At 48.7% G+C, this 21184-nt stretch carries 28 protein-coding genes and 1 other annotated feature; of the genes, 19 read left to right on the top strand and 9 right to left on the bottom strand.

Annotation, left to right across the window (positions count from 1 at the left end):
* Positions 1-324: 324 nt before the first annotated feature.
* The 3 genes from clpB to rluD all read right to left on the bottom strand — a co-directional run bounded on the left by clpB (position 325) and on the right by rluD (position 4736).
* Positions 325-2898 (bottom strand): ATP-dependent chaperone ClpB, encoded by a 2574-nt coding sequence (clpB, locus tag AACS80_RS16655; protein ID WP_130259644.1) that lies wholly within the window; start codon positions 2896-2898, stop codon positions 325-327.
* A 129-nt stretch (positions 2899-3027) separates the two neighbouring features.
* Positions 3028-3759, bottom strand: a complete 732-nt coding sequence (gene yfiH, locus AACS80_RS16650) for a purine nucleoside phosphorylase YfiH (RefSeq protein ID WP_135410274.1) — start codon at positions 3757-3759, stop codon at positions 3028-3030.
* On the bottom strand, positions 3756-4736 hold the full coding sequence (gene rluD, locus AACS80_RS16645; protein WP_115438707.1) for a 23S rRNA pseudouridine(1911/1915/1917) synthase RluD: 981 nt from the start codon (positions 4734-4736) through the stop codon (positions 3756-3758). Before rluD ends, yfiH begins: the two co-directional genes overlap by 4 nt.
* Before the next feature lie 134 nt (positions 4737-4870).
* Between rluD and bamD the strand changes: the two genes are divergently transcribed.
* The 4 genes from bamD (at position 4871) to pheA (ending at position 7631) form a co-directional block, all read left to right on the top strand.
* Positions 4871-5608, top strand: a complete 738-nt coding sequence (gene bamD / locus AACS80_RS16640) for an outer membrane protein assembly factor BamD (RefSeq protein WP_000197686.1) — start codon at positions 4871-4873, stop codon at positions 5606-5608.
* A 270-nt stretch (positions 5609-5878) separates the two neighbouring features.
* Positions 5879-6220 (top strand): ribosome-associated translation inhibitor RaiA, encoded by a 342-nt coding sequence (gene raiA / locus AACS80_RS16635; RefSeq protein WP_000178461.1) that lies wholly within the window; start codon positions 5879-5881, stop codon positions 6218-6220.
* A gap of 102 nt (positions 6221-6322) precedes the next feature.
* Positions 6323-6448, top strand: a sequence feature (Phe leader region).
* Positions 6324-6371 (top strand): pheA operon leader peptide PheL, encoded by a 48-nt coding sequence (gene pheL / locus AACS80_RS16630; RefSeq protein WP_100229775.1) that lies wholly within the window; start codon positions 6324-6326, stop codon positions 6369-6371. Its footprint overlaps the feature before it by 48 nt.
* A 22-nt stretch (positions 6449-6470) precedes the next feature.
* Complete coding sequence (pheA, locus tag AACS80_RS16625) at positions 6471-7631, top strand: bifunctional chorismate mutase/prephenate dehydratase (RefSeq protein WP_130208153.1); 1161 nt, start codon at positions 6471-6473, stop codon at positions 7629-7631.
* 41 nt (positions 7632-7672) lie between these two features.
* Here pheA and tyrA read toward each other — a convergent pair whose 3' ends face one another.
* On the bottom strand, positions 7673-8794 hold the full coding sequence (gene tyrA, locus AACS80_RS16620) for a bifunctional chorismate mutase/prephenate dehydrogenase (RefSeq protein WP_131162448.1): 1122 nt from the start codon (positions 8792-8794) through the stop codon (positions 7673-7675).
* A 10-nt stretch (positions 8795-8804) separates the two neighbouring features.
* Positions 8805-9875, bottom strand: coding sequence for a 3-deoxy-7-phosphoheptulonate synthase AroF (gene aroF, locus AACS80_RS16615; RefSeq protein ID WP_135410275.1), 1071 nt, complete (start codon positions 9873-9875; stop codon positions 8805-8807).
* A gap of 211 nt (positions 9876-10086) precedes the next feature.
* On the opposite strand from aroF, the gene AACS80_RS16610 reads away from it, so the two are divergent.
* The 4 genes from AACS80_RS16610 to AACS80_RS16595 all read left to right on the top strand — a co-directional run bounded on the left by AACS80_RS16610 (position 10087) and on the right by AACS80_RS16595 (position 12832).
* A complete protein-coding gene (locus tag AACS80_RS16610; RefSeq protein WP_135410276.1) occupies positions 10087-10449 on the top strand; it encodes a DUF2799 domain-containing protein in 363 nt (120 codons plus the stop codon).
* Positions 10450-10599: 150 nt separating this feature from the next.
* A complete protein-coding gene (locus tag AACS80_RS16605; protein WP_130221575.1) occupies positions 10600-11118 on the top strand; it encodes a YfiR family protein in 519 nt (172 codons plus the stop codon).
* On the top strand, positions 11111-12334 hold the full coding sequence (dgcN, locus tag AACS80_RS16600; protein WP_130208143.1) for a diguanylate cyclase DgcN: 1224 nt from the start codon (positions 11111-11113) through the stop codon (positions 12332-12334). Before AACS80_RS16605 ends, dgcN begins: the two co-directional genes overlap by 8 nt.
* Positions 12335-12349: 15 nt before the next feature.
* Entirely contained in the window at positions 12350-12832 is a 483-nt protein-coding gene (locus tag AACS80_RS16595; protein WP_135410277.1) for an OmpA family protein, read from the top strand.
* Positions 12833-13004: 172 nt separating this feature from the next.
* On the opposite strand, the gene AACS80_RS16590 is transcribed toward AACS80_RS16595, so the two are convergent.
* Genes AACS80_RS16590 through AACS80_RS16580 form a run of 3 tightly spaced genes read right to left on the bottom strand, consistent with a single transcriptional unit; the run spans position 13005 to position 15272 of the window.
* Positions 13005-14054, bottom strand: coding sequence for a site-specific integrase (locus AACS80_RS16590; RefSeq protein ID WP_001472386.1), 1050 nt, complete (start codon positions 14052-14054; stop codon positions 13005-13007).
* 24 nt (positions 14055-14078) lie between these two features.
* Positions 14079-14417, bottom strand: coding sequence for a DUF2511 domain-containing protein (locus AACS80_RS16585; RefSeq protein WP_000713422.1), 339 nt, complete (start codon positions 14415-14417; stop codon positions 14079-14081).
* 9 nt (positions 14418-14426) lie between these two features.
* On the bottom strand, positions 14427-15272 hold the full coding sequence (locus AACS80_RS16580) for a phage repressor protein CI (RefSeq protein ID WP_135410279.1): 846 nt from the start codon (positions 15270-15272) through the stop codon (positions 14427-14429).
* A 113-nt stretch (positions 15273-15385) separates the two neighbouring features.
* Here AACS80_RS16580 and AACS80_RS16575 point away from each other — a divergent pair, with 113 nt between their 5' ends.
* The 10 genes from AACS80_RS16575 (at position 15386) to AACS80_RS16530 (ending at position 20488) form a co-directional block, all read left to right on the top strand.
* A complete protein-coding gene (locus AACS80_RS16575) occupies positions 15386-15757 on the top strand; it encodes a hypothetical protein (protein ID WP_001278195.1) in 372 nt (123 codons plus the stop codon).
* A gap of 32 nt (positions 15758-15789) precedes the next feature.
* The gene (locus tag AACS80_RS16570) at positions 15790-16299 is read left to right on the top strand and encodes a phage regulatory CII family protein (protein ID WP_000459334.1); all 510 of its coding nucleotides are present in this window, start codon (positions 15790-15792) and stop codon (positions 16297-16299) included.
* 7 nt (positions 16300-16306) lie between these two features.
* Positions 16307-16507 carry a phage filamentation protein Fil family protein gene (locus tag AACS80_RS16565; RefSeq protein WP_000920167.1) on the top strand — a complete coding sequence of 67 codons (201 nt, stop codon included), beginning with the start codon at positions 16307-16309 and terminating at the stop codon, positions 16505-16507.
* Complete coding sequence (locus AACS80_RS16560; RefSeq protein WP_000963463.1) at positions 16471-16809, top strand: DUF5347 domain-containing protein; 339 nt, start codon at positions 16471-16473, stop codon at positions 16807-16809. The genes AACS80_RS16565 and AACS80_RS16560 overlap by 37 nt, the downstream gene beginning before the upstream one ends.
* A 67-nt stretch (positions 16810-16876) precedes the next feature.
* Positions 16877-17104 carry a DUF2732 domain-containing protein gene (locus tag AACS80_RS16555; protein ID WP_135410280.1) on the top strand — a complete coding sequence of 76 codons (228 nt, stop codon included), beginning with the start codon at positions 16877-16879 and terminating at the stop codon, positions 17102-17104.
* Positions 17104-17325, top strand: coding sequence for a TraR/DksA family transcriptional regulator (locus AACS80_RS16550; RefSeq protein WP_000752602.1), 222 nt, complete (start codon positions 17104-17106; stop codon positions 17323-17325). The genes AACS80_RS16555 and AACS80_RS16550 overlap by 1 nt, the downstream gene beginning before the upstream one ends.
* A 94-nt stretch (positions 17326-17419) precedes the next feature.
* Positions 17420-19549 (top strand): replication endonuclease, encoded by a 2130-nt coding sequence (locus tag AACS80_RS16545; RefSeq protein WP_171021447.1) that lies wholly within the window; start codon positions 17420-17422, stop codon positions 19547-19549.
* A gap of 113 nt (positions 19550-19662) precedes the next feature.
* Positions 19663-19845: a hypothetical protein gene (locus tag AACS80_RS16540; protein WP_019842452.1), complete on the top strand. Its 183-nt coding sequence runs from the start codon at positions 19663-19665 to the stop codon at positions 19843-19845.
* A 3-nt stretch (positions 19846-19848) separates the two neighbouring features.
* Positions 19849-20079: a DinI-like family protein gene (locus AACS80_RS16535; RefSeq protein ID WP_130236101.1), complete on the top strand. Its 231-nt coding sequence runs from the start codon at positions 19849-19851 to the stop codon at positions 20077-20079.
* 199 nt (positions 20080-20278) lie between these two features.
* The gene (locus AACS80_RS16530) at positions 20279-20488 is read left to right on the top strand and encodes a hypothetical protein (protein WP_135383251.1); all 210 of its coding nucleotides are present in this window, start codon (positions 20279-20281) and stop codon (positions 20486-20488) included.
* Positions 20489-20555: 67 nt separating this feature from the next.
* Here AACS80_RS16530 and AACS80_RS16525 read toward each other — a convergent pair whose 3' ends face one another.
* Complete coding sequence (locus tag AACS80_RS16525) at positions 20556-20987, bottom strand: hypothetical protein (RefSeq protein ID WP_130236099.1); 432 nt, start codon at positions 20985-20987, stop codon at positions 20556-20558.
* On the opposite strand from AACS80_RS16525, the gene AACS80_RS16520 reads away from it, so the two are divergent.
* Complete coding sequence (locus AACS80_RS16520) at positions 20986-21177, top strand: hypothetical protein (protein ID WP_135410281.1); 192 nt, start codon at positions 20986-20988, stop codon at positions 21175-21177. The two genes, AACS80_RS16525 and AACS80_RS16520, sit on opposite strands and share 2 nt — an antisense overlap.
* Positions 21178-21184: the final 7 nt, after the last annotated feature.

Here is a 21184-nt window from a genome sequence, read left to right as displayed (position 1 = left end):
TGATAAATTGTTAAAGAGCAGTTGCGACGCGGCTTTCAGCTCACTGTCGCGAGGTGGCGTATATTACGCTTCCCTCTTTCAGAGTCAAGCATTTTTTTCGCTTTTCTCTGCCGGAATTCTCAGGAGAATCCCGCTGACCCGGCGGCGTGTTTGCCGTTGTTCCGTGTCAGTGGTGGCGCATTATAGGGAGTTATTCTGAGCTGACAAGAGGAAATTTAAAATAATTTATCGTTCGTTCAATTCTTAAGCAAAACACCTTAAAAACGACCATTTCCGGTTGGAAATTAGACAAAAAGCGAGCCCCGAAGGGCTCGCTTGTCTTATTTACTGGACGGCGACGATCCGGTCTTCATTAACTTCCAGGCGAATAACTTTACCCGGAACCAATTCACCAGACAGTATTTGCTGTGCCAGCGGGTTTTCGATCTGCTGCTGGATAGCTCGTTTCAGAGGACGTGCACCATAGACCGGATCGTAACCGTTCTCGCTCAGCAGTTTCAGCGCCTCGTCAGAAATGTGGATTTCATAACCACGTTCTTCCAGACGTTTGTACAGACGTTTCAACTGAATCTGCGCAATCGACGCAATGTGCTGTTCACCCAGCGGATGGAAGACCACCACTTCATCGATACGGTTAATGAATTCCGGACGGAAGTTATGGCTTACCACACCGAGCACCAGCTCTTTCATGTGCGCATAATCCAGTTCACCGAAGCGTTCCTGAATCAAATCGGAACCGAGGTTAGAGGTCATAATGACAACCGTATTACGGAAGTCGACCGTTCTCCCCTGCCCGTCAGTCAGACGCCCATCATCCAGTACCTGCAACAGAATGTTGAAGACATCCGGATGCGCTTTTTCCACTTCATCCAGCAGGATGACGGAATACGGACGACGACGCACCGCTTCGGTCAGGTAGCCACCTTCTTCATAACCGACATATCCCGGAGGCGCACCAACCAGACGAGACACCGAGTGTTTCTCCATAAACTCGGACATATCGATACGGACCATCGCCTCGTCGCTATCAAACATAAAGTTCGCCAGCGCCTTACAAAGTTCAGTTTTACCCACACCAGTTGGGCCGAGGAACAGGAATGAACCAATCGGGCGATTTGGATCCGCCAGCCCCGCACGGCTACGACGAATAGCGTTAGATACCGCATCAACCGCTTCGTTCTGACCAATAACGCGCTGGTGCAGTTCTTGCTCCATACGCAGCAGTTTTTCGCGCTCGCTTTCCATCATGCGAGAAACCGGAATCCCCGTCCAACGCGCCAGCACTTCAGCAATTTCGGCGTCGGTCACTTTATTACGCAACAGACGCATAGTTTTGCCTTCGAGCTGCGTTGCGGCTTCCAGTTGCTTTTCCAGTTCCGGGATTTTGCCGTATTGCAGTTCAGACATCCGCGCCAGGTCACCCACACGGCGAGCCTGTTCAATAGCGATTTTCGCCTGTTCCAGTTCCGCTTTAATGGTCTGCGTACCAGAGAGCGACGCTTTCTCTGCTTTCCACTCTTCTTCTAACTCGGAGTACTGACGTTCTTTGTCGCTCAGTTCTTCGTTGAGCATATCCAGGCGTTTTTTACTGGCTTCATCAGACTCTTTCATTAACGCCTGTTGTTCCAGTTTGAGCTGGATGATACGACGATCGAGTCGGTCGAGTTCTTCCGGTTTTGAGTCAATCTGCATACGAATGCTGGATGCTGCTTCATCGATCAGGTCGATGGCTTTATCCGGCAGCTGACGGTCAGCAATGTAGCGATGAGACAATGTCGCCGCTGCAACAATTGCCGGGTCAGTAATTTGCACATGGTGGTGCAGCTCGTAACGTTCTTTCAGGCCACGCAGAATAGCAATGGTGTCCTCAACAGAAGGCTCGGCAACAAACACTTTCTGGAAGCGACGTTCCAACGCAGCATCTTTTTCGATGTACTGGCGATATTCGTCCAGCGTCGTAGCACCCACACAGTGCAGTTCACCACGCGCCAGTGCCGGTTTCAGCATATTCCCGGCGTCCATTGCGCCATCGGCTTTACCTGCGCCGACCATGGTATGTAATTCGTCGATAAACAGGATGACGTTGCCTTCCTGTTTGGAGAGATCGTTAAGCACGCCTTTTAAACGTTCTTCAAACTCACCGCGATATTTCGCCCCAGCCACCAGCGCGCCCATATCCAGCGCCAGTACGCGGCGGCCTTTCAGCCCTTCCGGCACTTCACCATTAATAATACGCTGCGCCAGACCTTCAACGATGGCAGTTTTACCAACACCAGGCTCACCAATCAGCACCGGGTTATTTTTAGTACGACGTTGCAGTACCTGAATGGTACGGCGAATTTCTTCATCACGACCAATCACCGGATCGAGTTTGCCTTGTTCGGCTCGTTCGGTAAGGTCGATGGTGTATTTTTTCAAAGCCTGACGTTGGTCTTCAGCTCCTTGATCATTCACGCTTTCACCTCCGCGCATTTGTTCAATCGCTTGAGTAATGTTGGCGGTGGTCGCCCCTGCTGCTTTCAGGATATCGGCCAGCGTGCCGCGAGACTCAAGTGCCGCCAGAACGAACAGTTCTGACGAGATAAAGTTATCACCACGTTTTTGCGCCAGCTTGTCGCAAAGATTAAGAACGCGCACCAGATCCTGTGATGGCTGGACATCGCCACCTGTACCTTCAACCTGTGGTAAACGGTTTAATGCCTGAGTGATATCTGTGCGCAACTGGCCAGCATTGATGCCAGCAGATGTTAATAAAGGACTAACCGAACCCCCTTCCTGATTCAGCAGGGCGCTCATTAAATGAAGTGGTTCGATGAATTGGTTGTCGTGCCCGAGTGCAAGTGATTGGGCATCGGCAAGAGCAAGCTGGAATTTATTAGTAAGACGATCCAGACGCATAACTCCTCCCATAACGGATCAAAGTTGCTACTGGAGATTAAATGAGGTCATCCCTCAATTATTCAAGGTTATTGACCAGATTAATGTGAAAAGAAAATCACGCGTACCGGATCGTCTTGATTCTTTAGGTTATATCAGCCAAATGAAACTTGCCATACGACCGGTGATCTTGTCGCGACGATAAGAGAAGAAAGTCTCATTTTCCGTATATGTACAACGGTCGCCGCCGAAAATTTGCTCAACACCAACGCTCGCCAGACGCTGTCGGGCAAGCTGATAAATATCCGCCAGATACTTATCACCATGCTGAATGAAAGCTGTACTCGCGTTGGCGTCTACTTCCATAAACGCCTCGCGAACCTCCGGCCCCACTTCAAACGCGCGTGGACCGATTGCCGGCCCCAACCAGGCAAGAATGTTTTCGGGCTTATCGGCAAAGCAGGAAACCGTCTCTTCCAGCACGCCTGCGCACAGTCCACGCCAGCCAGCATGGGCAGCCGCGACTTCCGTTCCTGCCCGATTGCAAAACAGCACAGGCAGGCAATCGGCTGTCATTACGGCACAAACCGTGCCGGGTGTGTTGCTATACGAGGCATCCGCCCGTTTTGAGGTATAAGGTTCGCCAGTAAGCTTAAGCACATCTTTACCGTGTACCTGCTCAAGCCAGACCGGTTTTGAAGGCAAATTACCCGCAGCAAAAAGCCGCTTGCGATTTTCCTCGACGTGCTCCGGGTTATCACCACAATGAGCACCGAGGTTGAGCGAGTCGTAGGGCGGCAAGCTCACGCCGCCGACACGGGTAGAGCTACAGGCCGCAACACCTTTTGGCAGCGGCCACTGCGGGGCAATCAGCTTACTCATAACCAGTCCACTTCATCCTTATGCTCTTCGAAATCGGCGCGCATCACCTCAATCAGCTCCACCATATCTTGTGGAATAGGTGCATGCCATTCCATTTCAATGCCGGAGATCGGGTGATAAAGACGCAGCATGGTTGCATGAAGCGCCTGACGATCAAACTTACGCAGCGTGGAGATAAACGCTTCCGAAGCACCTTTTGGCGGACGCGGACGGCCACCATAAACCGGATCGCCCACCAGCGGATGGGTTATATGGGCCATATGCACGCGGATCTGGTGCGTACGTCCAGTTTCCAGACGCAGCCGCAGACGCGTGTGCACACGGAAGTGTTCCATAATGCGATAGTGAGTGACCGCCGGTTTGCCCATCGGATGCACCGCCATATGAGTTCGTTTGGTCGGATGGCGACTGATTGGCTCGTCCACCGTGCCACCAGCAGTCATATGACCAATTGCTACCGCTTCATACTCACGAGTAATTTCACGTCGTTGCAGAGATTCCACCAGGCGCGTCTGGGCTGGAACGGTTTTTGCCACAACCATGAGGCCAGTGGTGTCTTTATCCAGACGATGGACAATACCCGCACGCGGTACATCGGCAATGGGCGGATAGTAATGAAGCAACGCATTCAATACCGTGCCATCCGGGTTACCCGCGCCAGGATGTACCACCAGGTCGCGCGGTTTATTAATGACGATAATGTCTTCATCTTCATAGACGATATCCAGCGGGATATCCTGCGGTTCAAAACGCGCTTCTTCTTCAATCTCGGCGTTGATGGCCACCAGCTCGCCACCCAATACTTTTTCTTTCGGCTTATCACAAACTTTGCCGTTAACCAGCACGCGCTGGTCGAGGATCCATTCTTTTATTCGCGAACGTGAATAATCCGGGAACATTTCGGCTAAAGCCTGATCTAAGCGTTGACCGAGTTGGTTTTCGGACACTGTTGCAGTGAGTTCTACTCGTTGTGCCATATATACTGCTTCTTCGTTTATCGTTGGGGTTTTACGGCTTTGCCGTTTAATATAGTGTGCTATTGTAGCTGGTCTTAACCGGGAGCAGGAACAGAGAATCTCCCGTATTACATTTTGAGGAAAGTCAAAACGTCATGACGCGCATGAAATATCTGGTGGCAGCCGCCACACTAAGCCTGTTTTTGGCGGGTTGCTCGGGGTCAAAGGAAGAAGTACCTGATAATCCGCCAAATGAAATTTACGCGACTGCACAACAAAAGCTGCAGGACGGTAACTGGAGACAGGCAATAACGCAACTGGAAGCGTTAGATAATCGCTATCCGTTTGGTCCGTATTCGCAGCAGGTGCAGCTGGATCTCATCTACGCCTACTATAAAAACGCCGATCTGCCGTTAGCGCAGGCTGCCATCGATCGTTTTATTCGCCTCAACCCGACCCATCCGAATATCGATTATGTCATGTACATGCGTGGCCTGACCAATATGGCGCTGGATGACAGTGCGCTGCAAGGGTTCTTTGGCGTTGACCGTAGCGATCGCGATCCTCAACATGCTCGAGCTGCGTTTAGTGACTTTTCCAAACTGGTGCGCGGCTATCCAAACAGCCAGTACACCACTGATGCAACCAAACGTCTGGTGTTCCTGAAAGATCGTCTGGCGAAATATGAATACTCCGTTGCAGAGTACTACACCGAACGTGGCGCATGGGTTGCCGTCGTCAACCGCGTCGAAGGCATGCTGCGTGACTACCCGGATACCCAGGCTACGCGTGATGCGCTGCCGCTGATGGAAAATGCTTACCGCCAGATGCAGATGAACGCTCAGGCTGAAAAAGTCGCGAAAATTATTGCCGCTAACAGCAGCAACACTTAACAGGTGTGATATACGCAAAACGGCAGCCCTGGAGCTGTCGTTTTTTTATTCGATTTGAACGCTAACTAAAGCGATTTAGTCGCGACTGATCCTATCAAATATGGCTCGCTTTGAGACATTCCTCAAGTAAAAAAACACCTCTTCCTGCGATTTCTCACAAAAAAACTTCGTTGACAAAAAGTGACAAAATTATGAGATTTTCATCACACATTTTGACATCAGGAGCGGTATGCTGATTTCACCAAGACGGGAAGACAAGAGGTAAAATTTATGACAATGAACATTACCAGCAAACAAATGGAAATTACTCCGGCAATCCGCCAACATGTCGAAGACCGTCTCGCCAAACTGGAAAAATGGCAAACGCACCTGATTAATCCGCATATCATTCTGTCCAAGGAACCACAGGGGTTCGTTGCTGACGCCACTATCAATACACCTAACGGCGTTCTGGTTGCCAGTGGTAAACATGAAGATATGTACACCGCTATTAACGAATTGATCAACAAGCTGGAACGGCAGCTCAATAAACTGCAGCACAAAGGCGAAGCACGTCGTGCCGCAACGTCGGTGAAAGACGCCAACTTCGTCGAAGAAGTTGAAGAAGAGTAGTCCTTTATATTGAGTGTATCGCCAACGCGCCTTCGGGCGCGTTTTTTGTTGACAGCATGAAAACAGTACGGGTACTGTACTGAAGTCGCTTAAGGAAACAAACATGAAACAAACGCCGTTTTTCTTCGCATTCTTTTTTACCTTCCCCTGAATGGGAGGCGTTTCGTCGTGTGAAACAGAATGCGAAGACGAACAATAAGGCCTCCCAAATCGGGAGGCCTTTTTTATTGATAACAAAAAAGGCAACACTATGACATCGGAAAACCCGTTACTGGCGCTGCGCGAGAAAATTAGCACGCTGGACGAAAAATTGCTGGCGTTACTGGCTGAGCGGCGCGAGCTAGCCGTTGAGGTGGGAAAAGCCAAACTGCTTTCACATCGCCCGGTGCGTGATATCGATCGTGAGCGCGATTTGCTGGAAAGATTAATTACGCTTGGTAAAACACACCATCTGGATGCCCACTACATTACTCGCCTGTTCCAGCTCATCATTGAAGATTCCGTATTAACTCAGCAGGCTTTACTCCAGCAGCATCTCAATAAAATTAATCCGCACTCAGCCCGCATTGCTTTTCTCGGGCCCAAAGGCTCTTATTCACATCTTGCGGCGCGCCAGTACGCTGCCCGTCACTTTGAGCAATTCATTGAAAGCGGCTGCGCCAAATTTGCCGATATTTTTAATCAGGTGGAAACCGGCCAGGCCGACTATGCCGTCGTACCGATCGAAAACACCAGCTCCGGTGCCATAAACGACGTTTACGATCTGCTGCAACATACCAGCTTGTCGATTGTTGGCGAGATGACGTTAACTATCGACCATTGTTTGCTGGTTTCCGGCACCACCGATTTATCGACTATCAACACGGTCTACAGCCACCCGCAGCCGTTCCAGCAATGCAGCAAATTCCTTAACCGTTACCCGCACTGGAAGATTGAATATACCGAGAGTACGTCTGCGGCAATGGAAAAAGTTGCACAGGCAAAATCACCACATGTCGCTGCGCTGGGGAGCGAAGCTGGCGGTTCCTTGTACGGTTTACAGGTACTGGAGCGCATTGAGGCGAATCAACGACAAAACTTCACCCGATTTGTGGTGCTGGCACGTAAAGCCATTAACGTGTCTGACCAGGTTCCGGCAAAAACCACACTGTTAATGGCTACCGGACAACAAGCTGGTGCTCTGGTTGAAGCGTTGCTGGTATTGCGCAACCACAATCTGATTATGACCCGTCTGGAATCACGTCCGATTCACGGTAATCCGTGGGAAGAGATGTTTTATCTGGATATTCAGGCCAATCTTGAATCCGTGGAAATGCAAAAGGCGTTAAAAGAGTTAGGAGAAATCACCCGTTCAATGAAGGTATTGGGTTGTTACCCAAGTGAAAACGTAGTGCCTGTTGATCCAACCTGATGAAAAAAGCCGGATGATGTGAATCATCCGGCACAGAATTATTACTGGCGGCTATCGTTCGCCTGACGCAATAATACGCGGCTTTCATTCTGGAAGCGTTGTGCGTAATCGCCGAACCAGTGCTCCACCTTGCGGAAGCTGTCAATAAACGCCTGCTTATCGCCCTGCTCCAGCAACTCAATCGCCTCACCAAAACGCTTATAGTAACGTTTGATCAACGCCAGATTACGTTCTGAAGACATAATAATATCGGCATAAAGCTGCGGATCCTGGGCAAAGAGTCGCCCGACCATCGCCAACTCAAGACGATATATGGGCGAAGAGAGTGCCAGAAGCTGCTCAAGCTGAACATTTTCTTCTGCCAGATGCAGGCCATAAGCAAAAGTGGCAAAGTGGCGCAACGCCTGGATAAACGCCATATTCTGATCATGTTCGACGGCGCTAATGCGATGCAGTCGCGCGCCCCAGACCTGAATTTGTTCAAGAAACCATTGGTACGCTTCTGGCTGACGTCCATCACACCAGACCACGACCTGCTTCGCCAGGCTGCCGCTATCCGGACCAAACATCGGGTGAAGCCCCAGCACTGGACCATCATGCGCCGCCAGCATGGCCTGTAATGGTCCATTCTTCACTGATGCCAGATCGACCAGAATACAGTCTTGCGGTAAACGTGGTAATTTGCCAATGACTTGTTCAGTAACATGAATCGGTACACTGACAATCACCATACCGGCATCGGCAACAATCTCAGCCGCGCGATCCCAGTCATGTTGTTCAAGAATCCGCACCTGATAGCCAGAGAGCGTCAACATCTTCTCGAACATGCGCCCCATCTGACCACCGCCACCAACAATGACTACCGGACGTAGTGAAGGACAAAGCGTTTTAAATCCTTTGTCGTTTTCGCTGGAGTAGGACTCACGCATTACCCGACGCAGAACATCTTCAATCAGATCTGGCGGAACGCCGAGAGCTTCCGCCTCTGCGCGCCGCGAGGCCAGCATGGATGCCTCGCGCTCCGGTACATAAATGGGTAACCCAAAGCGGCTTTTCACTTCACCGACTTCAGCAACCAGTTCCAGACGCTTTGCTAATAAATTCAGCAGCTCTTTATCGACTTCATCAATTTGATCGCGTAATGCGGTCAACTCAGCAACCATAATAAACCTCTTAAGCCACGCGTGCCGTCAGCTGCCCATTCAGATCCTGATGAATTTCACGCAGCAAGGCATCGGTCATTTCCCAGCTTATGCAGGCATCTGTTACGGATACACCGTATTTCATTTCACTGCGTGGTTGCTCGGAAGACTGATTGCCTTCGTGGATGTTACTTTCGATCATCAGACCAATAATTGAGCGATTGCCATCTTTGATTTGGGCAACCACGGATTCTGCCACCGCAGGCTGACGGCGATAATCTTTATTGGAATTACCGTGGCTGCAATCTACCATCAGTGAGGGGCGCAGTCCCGCCTGTTCCATCTCTTTTTCACATTGCGCGATATCCGCCGGGCTATAGTTCGGTGCTTTTCCGCCACGCAGAATCACATGTCCGTCCGGATTACCCTGAGTTTTCAGCAGCGCCACCTGCCCTGCCTGATTAATACCAACAAAGCGATGCGGTTGTGCAGCGGCACGCATAGCATTAATTGCTGTCGCCAGACTGCCATCAGTGCCGTTTTTAAAACCAACCGGCATGGAAAGCCCGGATGCCATTTCACGGTGCGTTTGCGATTCCGTGGTACGAGCACCAATTGCCGACCAGCTAAACAGATCACCCAAATATTGCGGGCTGTTTGGATCTAACGCTTCCGTCGCCAACGGTAATCCCATATCTACCAGTTCCAACAGCAACTTACGTGCAATCTTTAATCCTGTTTCAACATCAAAGGAGCCATCCATATGTGGATCGTTAATCAACCCTTTCCAGCCAACAGTGGTACGGGGCTTTTCAAAATAGACGCGCATCACCAAGTAGAGACTATCGCTGACCTCTGCGGCAAGGGCTTTAAATCGACGAGCATATTCCAGTGCGGTTTCAGGATCATGAATGGAGCAAGGACCACACACCACCAGCAGCCGGGGATCGCGCCCAGCGATGATATCTGAAATAGTTTTACGCGAATCAGCAATCTGGGCCTCTTGTTGTCGACTTAATGGAAAAGCTGCCTTCAACTGTTCCGGGGTCATCAGAACCTGTTCGTCGGTAATATGTACGTTGTTCAGCGCGTCTTTTTGCATGATGGCGATCCTGTTTATGCTCGTTTGCGATAGTTGATCCTCAGCGAGGATGACGCAACGATATCACAACAAGTAAAGATTTCAATCCATATTTCGTAAATAATAGTTTACACAGGCAATTCATATACGTTTTAACCACCAATAAATGTACAAATAAATTTACACACACAATAAAAACAATCCGCTATGCTTTGAAAAAGGAGAAAAAACAATGAAACACTTTATCGCCCCTTTGTTAGCTTTGGTTGTTAGCGGCTGTCAGATTGATCCCTATACTCACGCACCAACCTTGACCAGCACTGACTGGTATGATGTTGGTATGGAAGATGCGATATCAGGCGTTGCTATAAAACATGACGATGCTTTTAACGATTCACAGGCTGATAGGGGGATATATCTTAAAGGATATGCCGAAGGGCAAAAGAAAACCTGCCAGGTCGATTTTACTTATGCCCGAGGGCTTTCCGGTAAAAGTTTCCCTGCCAGCTGCAACAATGTAGAAAATGCCAGCCAATTGCATGAAGTATGGCAAAAAGGAGCTGATGAAAATGCCCGCACGATGAAACTTAATTAATTTAAATCCCACCACAAAATTAATCATAAGATTTAACTTATTCGATTTTTAATTCTCTTCTGGATGACGACTACACAAAAGAATGATATTTTAATGAACATTCTGAAAAATTTTCGATGCGTTTCGAGCGAAGATGGTGAGGATCCCTGAATGCGCTTTTCTCACCTACTGTTCTTACTGCTGCTATTCCTTCTGGCAGGCGCGCCATTACTCGCTCAGGAAACCACTGACGTTGCGAAAAATGTGCGTTTAATGGTTTCCGGTATCGTAAGCTACACTCGCTGGCCGACGGTATCTGGTCCACCAAGACTATGTATTTTTTCATCTTCACGATTTAGCACCGCCCTGCAAGAGAAAGGTGCGACGCCTTTGCCTTATCTGCCTGTCATCGTTAACAACAAACAAGAGGCGATGATTTCAGGCTGCAATGGTTTTTATTTTGGCAGCGAGTCACCGACATTCCAGACAGAATTAATCGAACAATATCCGTCTAAGGCGTTATTATTAATTGCCGAACAAAATACCGAGTGCATTATTGGCAGCGCATTTTGTCTGGTCATCAACAATAATAACGTCAGGTTTGCCGTAAATCTGGATGCCTTATCGCGTAGTGGTGTTAAGGTCAACCCGGATGTCTTAATGCTCGCACGGAAGAAAAACGATGGATAACGATAATTCTCTTCATAAGCGCCCCACGTTTAAAAGAGCATTACGCAACATCAGCATGACCAGCATATTTATCACTATGACGCTGATCTGGCTGCTGCTTTCCGTAACGTCAGTGCTCACCCTGAAACAATACGCGCAAAAAAACCTGGCACTAACCGCTGCAACAATGACTTACAGCCTGGAAGCTGCGGTCGTTTTTGCCGATGGTCCTGCAGCAACAGAAACTCTGGCCGCACTAGGTCAGCAAGGCCAATTTTCAACCGCAGAAGTACGTGATAATCAGCAAAACATTATTGCTTCCTGGCACTACACTGCCAGAGAACCGGGAGATACCTTCAGTAATTTCATTAGCCACTGGCTCTTTCCGGCTCCCGTCATTCAGCCGATTCGCCACAATGGCGAAACCATAGGCGAAGTGCAGTTAACCGCACGCGACAGCTCAATTAGCCATTTTATCTGGTTTTCACTCGCAGTCCTGACTGCATGTATTCTGCTGGCATCAGGCATCGCGATTACCCTCACCCGCCATTTGCACAATGGTCTGGTTGAAGCGTTAAAAAACATCACCGATGTCGTACATGATGTGCGTTCCAACCGCAATTTTTCCCGACGAGTTTCGGAAGAACGTATCGCAGAGTTTCACCGCTTCGCTCTCGACTTCAACAGTCTGCTAGATGAAATGGAAGAGTGGCAGCTTCGTTTACAGGCCAAAAATGCGCAGCTTCTACGTACCGCGCTACATGACCCATTAACCGGGCTGGCTAACCGCGCAGCGTTTCGTAGCGGCATCAACACGTTGATGAACAGTACTGATGCCCGAAAAACGTCGGCATTACTGTTTCTTGATGGCGATAATTTCAAATATATCAATGATACCTGGGGTCATGCGACGGGAGATCAGGTCTTGATTGAAGTGGCAAAACGATTAGCTGAATTTGGTGGACTGCGACATCAGGCATACCGTATTGGCGGCGATGAATTCGCTATGGTCCTCTATGGCGTGCAGTCGGAATCTGAAGTGCAGCGGATTTGCACGGCATTGACGCAAATTTTTAATCGACCATTCGATCTTAATAATGGCCATCAAACCACTATGACATTAAGCATTGGTTATGCGATGACCATTGAGCACGTCTCCGCCGAAAAATTACAAGAGCTGGCCGACCATAATATGTATCAGGCCAAACACCAGCGCGCTAAAAAGCTGGTGAAATAACAAGGAAATATCTACATGATAAAGCAACTGGTAGTTCCCCTGATGTTCTCTTCACTGATACTGACTGGCTGCCAGTCACCACAAGGGAAGTTTACTCCAGAACAAGTCGCCGCTATGCAGTCTTATGGTTTTACTGAATCCGCTGGCGACTGGTCGCTGGGCTTATCTGATACCATTCTGTTTGCTAAAAATGACTACAAACTGCTCCCGGAAAGTCAGCAACAGATCCATACCATGGCCGCAAAACTGACCTCCACGGGCTTAACCCATGCCCGCATGGATGGACATACCGACAATTACGGCGAAGACAGTTACAACGAAGCTTTATCGCTGAAGCGGGCAAATGTCGTCGCCGATGCGTGGGCAGAAGGTGGACAAATTCCTCGCAGCAATCTCACCACTCAGGGCTTAGGGAAAAAATACCCCATCGCCAGTAACAAGACCGCACAGGGTCGCGCCGAGAACCGCCGCGTCGCTGTGGTGATTAGTGCACCGTAAACGCAATTTCAATAAATAAAAAAAGGGCCAGCCAATTGGCCAGCCCTTCTTAACAGGATGTCGCTTAAGCGAAATCTTAGTTAAGACGCTCCTATTAGCACCCCACAGCGAACAAACGCTTACCATATAAAACAACTAGTTAAAGTAATTTTTAATGCAGTGAATTGCAGTGTTATGCAACCTCTGCCGCCACATTGTCGCCAACATACAGCGATAACGGATTGAGGGTTACAGCTTGTTCAAGGTGGTCAGGAGCAAAGTGCGCATACTTCATTGTTTCTCGAATATTGGCATGTCCGAGAATTTTTTGCAGCACCAGTATATTCCCTCCGTTCATCATAAAATGCGCACCAAAAGTATGACGCAAAACGTGCGTCTTCTGCCCTTCCGTCAATTCAATATTCGTTAGTTTGAGCATCTTTTTAAACTCCTGATAGCAGGGTTTAAACATTCTGCCTTGACGTACGGACAACTCGTCGTACAGCCATTTAGGAATAGGAACTGTGCGATTCTTCTTACCTTTGGTTTTGGTGAACGTTAGTTTATATGGAGAAAGTTGAGGTCGGGTCAATCTCTCCGCTTCCCCCCATCGAGCGCCGGTTGCAAGGCACACCTTAACAATCATGGTGAGGTCTTCTTTGCCGTATTGCTCGCAGGCTCGAAACAGCTCCGGGAGCTGAGACAAAGTTAGCCAGGACATTTCTTTCTCAGCTTCTTTGAATACTCGGATCCCATCAAGTGGATTGGGTAGGCTCCACTCCCCTAACCGGCGGAGCTCATTAAACACTGCTTCTAGGTATTGTTGTTCGCGATTGACGGTTATAGGTTTAGCGATCCATTTCGAGGGGTCTTTATGATAACCATTGTCTATTTCACCACGTAATCGACGGTCACGATAATGAGCCCAGTCTTTCGCGGTAAGGCGAGATGCAATCGGGTCGCCAAGTCCATTACATACGATTTGAAGCTTTGCAAACCTCGACTTACTGGCGACTAACGCTTGACCGTGCAAATTGTGCCAAAGCTGAATAATCTCGCTTAAGCGTCGGCGGTCTTCTTTCTTGCCGAGCCACGGCTTATCTTCACTCTCGCTTTTGGTAAATGCTTCAAATGCCTCGGCCTCACCTTTGGTATTGAATTGCCGACGTATACGCCGCCCTTCTCGACCATTTGGATAGAGTTCACACAACCATTTTCCACTTTTTTGTTTACTTACAGTCATTGCGATACCGAGGCTAAAAGAAAATTAATTACAAAGGGCTGTAGCGGCATCAATCACCGGTGAAATTGAAATTTTAACGCCGTCATACTCAGGGTCATCCTTCCATACGTCATCTAAGTTAGACCCCTCCAGCTTTCCTGATTTAACAGCATCTACCGCCATGCCATTCAGAGGATATCTATCATCAGTTTTGATGTCATACACAAAAGCATAAGCACGGTTAACACATGATACCTTTGCCTTTTCAAAGGTTAGAGGCCACTTGTCACCATATGCAGCGCCGTCTATCTCTTTAAACTTCTCAGCGGCTATGGCTGAGGAAGAAAGTGCAATGCAGACTATCGCAAATATAAACTTTTTCATTACTGCTCCTTAAACATGCTTTTCCAAAGTAAAAATAACCGCACCTGATGGTGTGATATCTGAAATATTACATTCAAACTCAGCAGACTTATTTGATAACCTGACCTTTCCGCCTGGCAACCTGATTACGTCAAAAACATCGAGTGCGCCATCAATACCAATAAGCCAGCGACCATTTCCTATCTTCGAGTTAGAACTATCAACAAGCCAAGATGTGCTCACACCATCAATAAACACTAAATCATCAGTATTTGATGAAACCATAGATATATCAGGAGTCCAGCGTCCGATATCTTTGAGTTCGCCCGCCTCGAGGCGGCACTTTCTAATCGTTAAAGCATTTGCCGGTTCACCATCATTACTGTTACGCATCTGGCCTTTTCCGGTTGATAACCATTCTAACGATACGCCAGTATCAAGGGCGCAAGTGACAACCACGTCACCGGGGAAAAAATCGCGTCTAACCCAAGTGCTTATAGTGCCGGAAGATATACCTAATAAATCTCCAAGCTCTTTTTGCAGAGTAAAACCATACGCATCGAGAATCCGACGCAGAACCGCCCTCCCTCCATTTGCCATGATTTCATCATAGAGTTGCTTACCTTTAAGCTTAGTTTTCACCACTTCAAATCTTGCATTTGCAAGCTCACCATTAATTAGCCATCGCAGGTCAGCTCCAGTATCAAGAGCACACTCAACGAAAACGTTGCTAGGGATTACGTTTCTAGCAAGCCAGCTACTCACGTTGTTTGCATGTATGCCAAGCCTTTCGGCTAGTTCCTTTTGCTGCTTAAAGCCGTATGCAGAAAGGACACGTTCCAATGCGGCAGACGCATTAACATCATTTTTAGACATATGACACCAACAAGAATTTTGTTTACAACCAAAATTTAGCGATCTATATTGGTGCTCATCGACCAAGATGCACACCACTGCACTACATTTCAAACAACAGGAGATAATGCGATATGTCAGATGCAAAATCAATCTCGACGCACGACTCGCAAAACTCACAAAATCAAACTGTGCTGCTAGATCCAACACAGTTTGATGCCATCGTTACCGCCATGCTGCCAGCTCTACAGACAATGATTCGCTCCGCTATGTCAGACACGATGACTGTGAAAGACTTCGCCGCTACTCGCGGTGTTAGCGAGCGTCTGGTCTGGCAATGGCTCGATGAGGGAGTCCTTCTCAAAGCTCCGACCAAAGACTTTTCCAACAAAGAGGAAGCTGCTAAACGAAGCCGAACCCTCGTAAATGTAAAAGCATGGCGCGATAAGCTGACTCAACAAGCGATTGATTGTCGCTACATCGACCAGCGCACCGCTCTTAACTGAATTTGATTATGCAAGTTAGAGGGAATTTAACCATGTTTGATTTTCAGGTTTCCAAACATCCCCACTATGACGAAGCATGCCGCATTTTCGCACAGCGTCACAACATGGCGAAGCTGGCCGAGCGTGCAGGTATGAACGTTCAAACGTTACGTAACAAGCTCAATCCGGAACAGCCTCACCAGTTCACGCCGCCTGAATTGTGGCTGCTGACTGACCTGACCGAAGACTCAACCCTCATTGATGGTTTTTTAGCGCAGATTCACTGCCTACCATGCGTGCCGGTTAATGAGTTGGCTAAAGACAAATTGCAGTCTTATGTCATGCGCGCAATGCGTGAACTCGGCGAACTGGCGAGCGGCGCGGTATCTGATGAACGTCTGACCATTGCCCGTAAGCACAACATGATTGAAAGCGTTAACTCCGGCATTCGCATGTTGTCATTGTCGGCTCTGGCGCTGCATGCACGTCTGCAGACTAATCCAGCTATGTCGAGCGTGGTCGATACCATGAGCGGTATTGGCGCATCGTTTGGTCTGATTTGAGGTGCGTATGCTGAAAAGTGAACCGTCATTCGCATCTCTGCTCGTTAAGCAAAGCCCTGGCATGCACTACGGCCACGGCTGGATCGCAGGTAAGGACGGCAAGCGCTGGCACCCGAGCCACTCGCAGGCTGATTTACTGGCTGGCCTCTCTACTCAAAAGCGGGGGGGATCATGGCTATCGAAGCTGTTTCCGCGACTGTTCCGCTAAAAGCGGGTGAACGTCTGGCCGGTCTCAATCATGTTGCCGAATTGCGCGCGAGATATTGGGGCGATAGCTGGAAAGAGGTTGAACGTTTTGTCGATGATATGCGCGATAAACGTGACCCACAATTTGAAGAAAATAATCGGGCGCTGGCCGCTATTTTCTTTCTGGCAAAAATACCGGCGGCTCGTCATGAACTCGAATTAAGTGAGCTGACTACTGACGAGAAAAAGGCGCTTATTACAGCGATGAATCATTTTCGTGCAGTAGTGAGCTTATTTCCCAAACGGCTAACCATGCCGAATTAATCCAAACAGAAATTTAATGGCGTAAACCCGCCGGGCATCTTATTGCCCGAAATCAGGAGAGTTAATTATGCGTAATACCGAAATCCGTAGTTTTAACACTGATAGCAATGCGCTGGCCGTATTGCTGACCGATGCAAAAAAAGAAGAGCGTAAAGACCGCGCGCTCGCTGTTTCCATCCGCCTTGAGGCGCTGGCTATCCATATTACCAGAGAGGGTATGAGCGGCACCGAAGCTGCCGAACTGCTGCGCCGTGAAGCAACCCGCTTTGAGAATGAATCACAGGAGCTGCACTAATGGCCGACGCAATGGATTTAGCACAACTGCGCGAGCAGGAAGACCGCGAACGCCACATCAGCAACGCACGCACCCGTATCGCTGCACCTTCCCGTTTTCTTTGCGAGGAATGTGACACACCAATCCCGGAAGCTCGCCGCATTGCGATTCCGGGCGTGGCTTTTTGCGTAACCTGCCAGCAAATAGCAGAGCTAAAAAACAAACACTATCGGGGGGTATAAATTGGCTGTTCAATTCGCTTATCCGTGGAACGTCCCACGGTCGGCAATCTCCAGCCCATACCTTACTTATGAGCAACAGCATCGCCGCGACCGTATGTTCGCGGCTTTGCTGCATGCAAAAAAGGTGCTTTCTCTCCAGCCCGACTGCGTGCGGTTAGATGTTTATCGCACTGCTGCGGTGCTGGAGCAAAATCAGGGTAGTCAACGAGCCAATGCATTTTTAATCAACTTCTGCAAAAAGGCATTGCCGCGTCTTGAACTGGTCGCAAAAAAATACGAATGCGCTGGTATCAACAGCAAGGTATCAACCGCTGTTTTTGGAAGTCATTTTGATACTCAGCAAATGCAATATCTGTCGTCACGCATGGTTAATATGGTCGCCCGATATAACCGTCTCCCGGATATGTCGCGCGCTGATGTTGACCTGTTGGCCGCTGATATTGCTAATTTCATTCGTGGTGAACTTGCCAACATTAATGACCACGGATTCGGCGAGCTTAAAACGCTGTACACCTGGTATATTCGTGCTGGCTTTATTTCCCTCCAATTTAACGTTATCCCACCACATTGGGAGCGGGTTGAAAAAAAATATGTCGGTGCGGATGAAATCGCACCGGCTATCGCCAAAATGTTTAACGATGGGTGGTGGCGCGGTCGTTTGCGCCGTGTTGCAGCTACGTGGCGCGAACACCTGCAAATTGCAGTCGGCAACGTCAGTAAGAAAAAAAACACTTACGCGAGTAAAAACTGCGTGACTGACTGGCGTGAACAAAAGCGCCGCACTCGTGAATTTCTCAAAGGTCTGGATCTCGAAGACGAAGACGGCAACCGTATCAGCCTGATTGAAAAATATGATGGCTCAGTTGCTAACCCTGCGATTCGCCGCTGTGAGCTCATGACCCGCATTCGTGGGTTTGAAAACATCTGTAATGAGCTCGGTTATGTCGGTGAGTTTTACACTCTAACCGCGCCGTCAAAATATCACGCCACGACTAAAGCCGGTTACCGTAACAGCAAATGGAGCGGTGCCAGCCCGGCTGACACGCAAAACTATCTAACCGGTATCTGGGCGCGTATCCGTGCCAAACTACATCGGGAAGATGTCCGTATTTTCGGTATTCGTGTCGCCGAGCCTCATCACGACGGCACTCCACACTGGCACATGCTGATGTTCATGCTGCCGGAAGATGTTGAATATGTTCGCTCCATCGTCCGTAAATACGCATGGAAAGAAGACCGCCACGAACTGAAAAGCGATAAATCCAAAAAAGCACGTTTCCACGCCGAGTCCATTGACCCGGAGAAAGGCAGCGCAACAGGCTATGTTGCTAAATACATTTCAAAAAATATCGACGGTTATGCTCTCGATGGTGAAACCGATGATGAAAGCGGTGAGCTACTGAAAGAGACAGCCCCCGCCGTTTCAGCATGGGCTGCGCGCTGGCACATCCGTCAGTTTCAGTTTATCGGTGGTGCGCCGGTGACGGTTTACCGTGAGTTGCGTCGCCTCGCTGATACCGAAACCGCGCACGGACTGAGCGTTGAGTTTGCCGCCGTCCATGATGCCGCCGACGCTGGTGACTGGGCTGGTTATGTTAATGCTCAGGGTGGGCCGTTTGTCCGTCGCGATGATTTACAGGTGCGCACACTGTATGAACCGCGTACCGAGCTTAATCAGTACGGTGAGGAAACGGTATGTATTAAGGGAGTCTACGATTCCTCCATAGGTGCAGGGAGTCCGATTTTAACCCGGCTCACTCAGTGGAAGATTGTTCCGAAGCGTGCTGTTGATTTGGCCGTTGACCTTCAGGACGGCAAAGCCGTCCCTCGGAGTTCTGTCAATAACTGTACGGGAAGCGAAAGCGATCCACCGATACTGGATTTAACAAAACCACTGAGTCGGCGTGAAAGACGAGAGTTGACCAACCGACTCAGGAAGCAAAAGCCAGCAGCACGGCGAAAATTCGTCCACGGAACGGATGAGCAAAACGCAGCTATAGCGAAAACTATCGAAGAGATACATTTGACAACCGGCATTAATATCAGCCGGGGCGAAGCTCTGCACCTGATGGCCGGTGGTAAAAGTTGTTTTGATGGTAAATGGCTACGCGGAACGGCCAAAGGAGAAATATTTTCCACAGCACCATCGCATGAGGCTAAAGCCAGGAAAATCCTTAATCGTGTTGCTGCGATAGCTGAAGCATCAAAACCAATATCAGAGTAATTTATATCCATATCATGTACATACGACAATCGCCCTATTCGTTTTTTTTCTTCCCATCTTTTACCAATACGTGCTACTGTATAAACATACAGTAACCCTGTAGGAGGGATTCCATGGTTGACGAACATTTCAGCCGAACGCAGCAAAAGTGGGCTTGTGTGCAATTTATTGCCGAGGTATCTCTGATTGCAAACTGCAAGCCATCAGACTTAAAGCTCGCGCTCACTCTCATTGCAGACCTAGCAAACAGCGAGAATAACGAAACCGAAGATGATAATTTTTATAAGGCTGATTAGATTATGAGAATCAATATCACGTTGGATAAAGAACAAAAATTAGGGCAACAGATCATTGATGCTTTTCAGAATGAAATAACACATCGAGTACAATGCGTTTTTCCAGCAATAAAAGTTAACGTCAAGAAAGGGTCAATGACTGGTGTAGAGGTTATCGGATTCGATAAAGAAGCAGACAAAGAAACATTAAGCGGCATATTACAAGAGATTTGGGAAGACGATAGCTGGCGTTAAACATGATAACCGTGTTGGCGCAAAAACCAGCTTTTTGCGTCGACGGGGTTGAGTAACGAGACCACGAGGCTTTAGTCCTGCCTTTCAAAATTTCTCAATGTGCTATTGATGACACGCCAGTGATGAATGAGACATGACCTGAGAGGGTTTTATAGTGGCGTTTTGACGGCACTGATTAAAATTCATTGAGGGTGATAATATGCATCGACTACCAGGTGAAATACCGCAGCACCAGACCAGAAATATTAAGTTAATGGCTATCGTTCATCGCCTGCAGCAGATAATGGTCAATGAGAATTTGACACCCACCGAGCTGGTCGGGTGTGCCGAAATAGTCAGGGATAATTGCGGCAAGCTGGATAGCATCAGCAGACCGACAAAATACGCACCTCCACCACGTCGACGATAGCAAACGTCGTCAGCGCTGAAACTCGCTTTCAGTGCTGACGGGGTTGAACAACGAGCCCCGCGAGGCGTTAGCTGGTTACCAGATTGACACCGAGGGTAAGCAGGTTTGTCACCGCACCGGCAATCACTCCCGGCGTCCCGTCTTTCACTGCACTGATAATCTTATCGCCCATTGTTTCATTACCGCCGAGCGCCTCGGGCTTTTTGTTAAGCACGGCGAGTGCTTTCTCGGTCAGGCGCACATCATAAAAATAGGTCTGGTGGTCTGTTCCGTACTGGATGTAGCCGTTTTCACTGAGAAAAGTGAATGTACCCTCAACCACACTGCGCAACTGATTCAGTGCTTTCATTTCCGGTGAGTTAAGTTGGTCAAAGTAGTCATCAGGTAGCGCGGCGTTAAATTTTTCGTAGGTAATGACCTGTGGCACCGGGAAGTTATCCCATAACACCGCAAAGATTTCCGCCGTCTGCTGGTTAAATAATTCGAGGTTTTTGGACATGCTTAATTCCCTTTCATCAATAGACCCGTTTGCCGATTGGGCAAAAAAGCTGACTGTAATGGCTTCAAATAACGACCTGAGTTCTCGTGAGGTGGAAAGCTACACCGAAAAAATGGTCGAGCAAGCCAATAAAGATGAGCTTACGGTCGTTATCAAACACTTGTTAAACCACATCAGAATGCACAAATAAAAGGATC

Origin of the sequence: Escherichia sp. E4385, from assembly GCF_963883145.1 — a bacterium.
In the GTDB taxonomy this organism is placed as follows: Bacteria; Pseudomonadota; Gammaproteobacteria; order Enterobacterales; family Enterobacteriaceae; genus Escherichia.
Note: the sequence above shows the minus strand (reverse complement) of the source record. Positions and strands in the feature narration are given on the sequence as shown.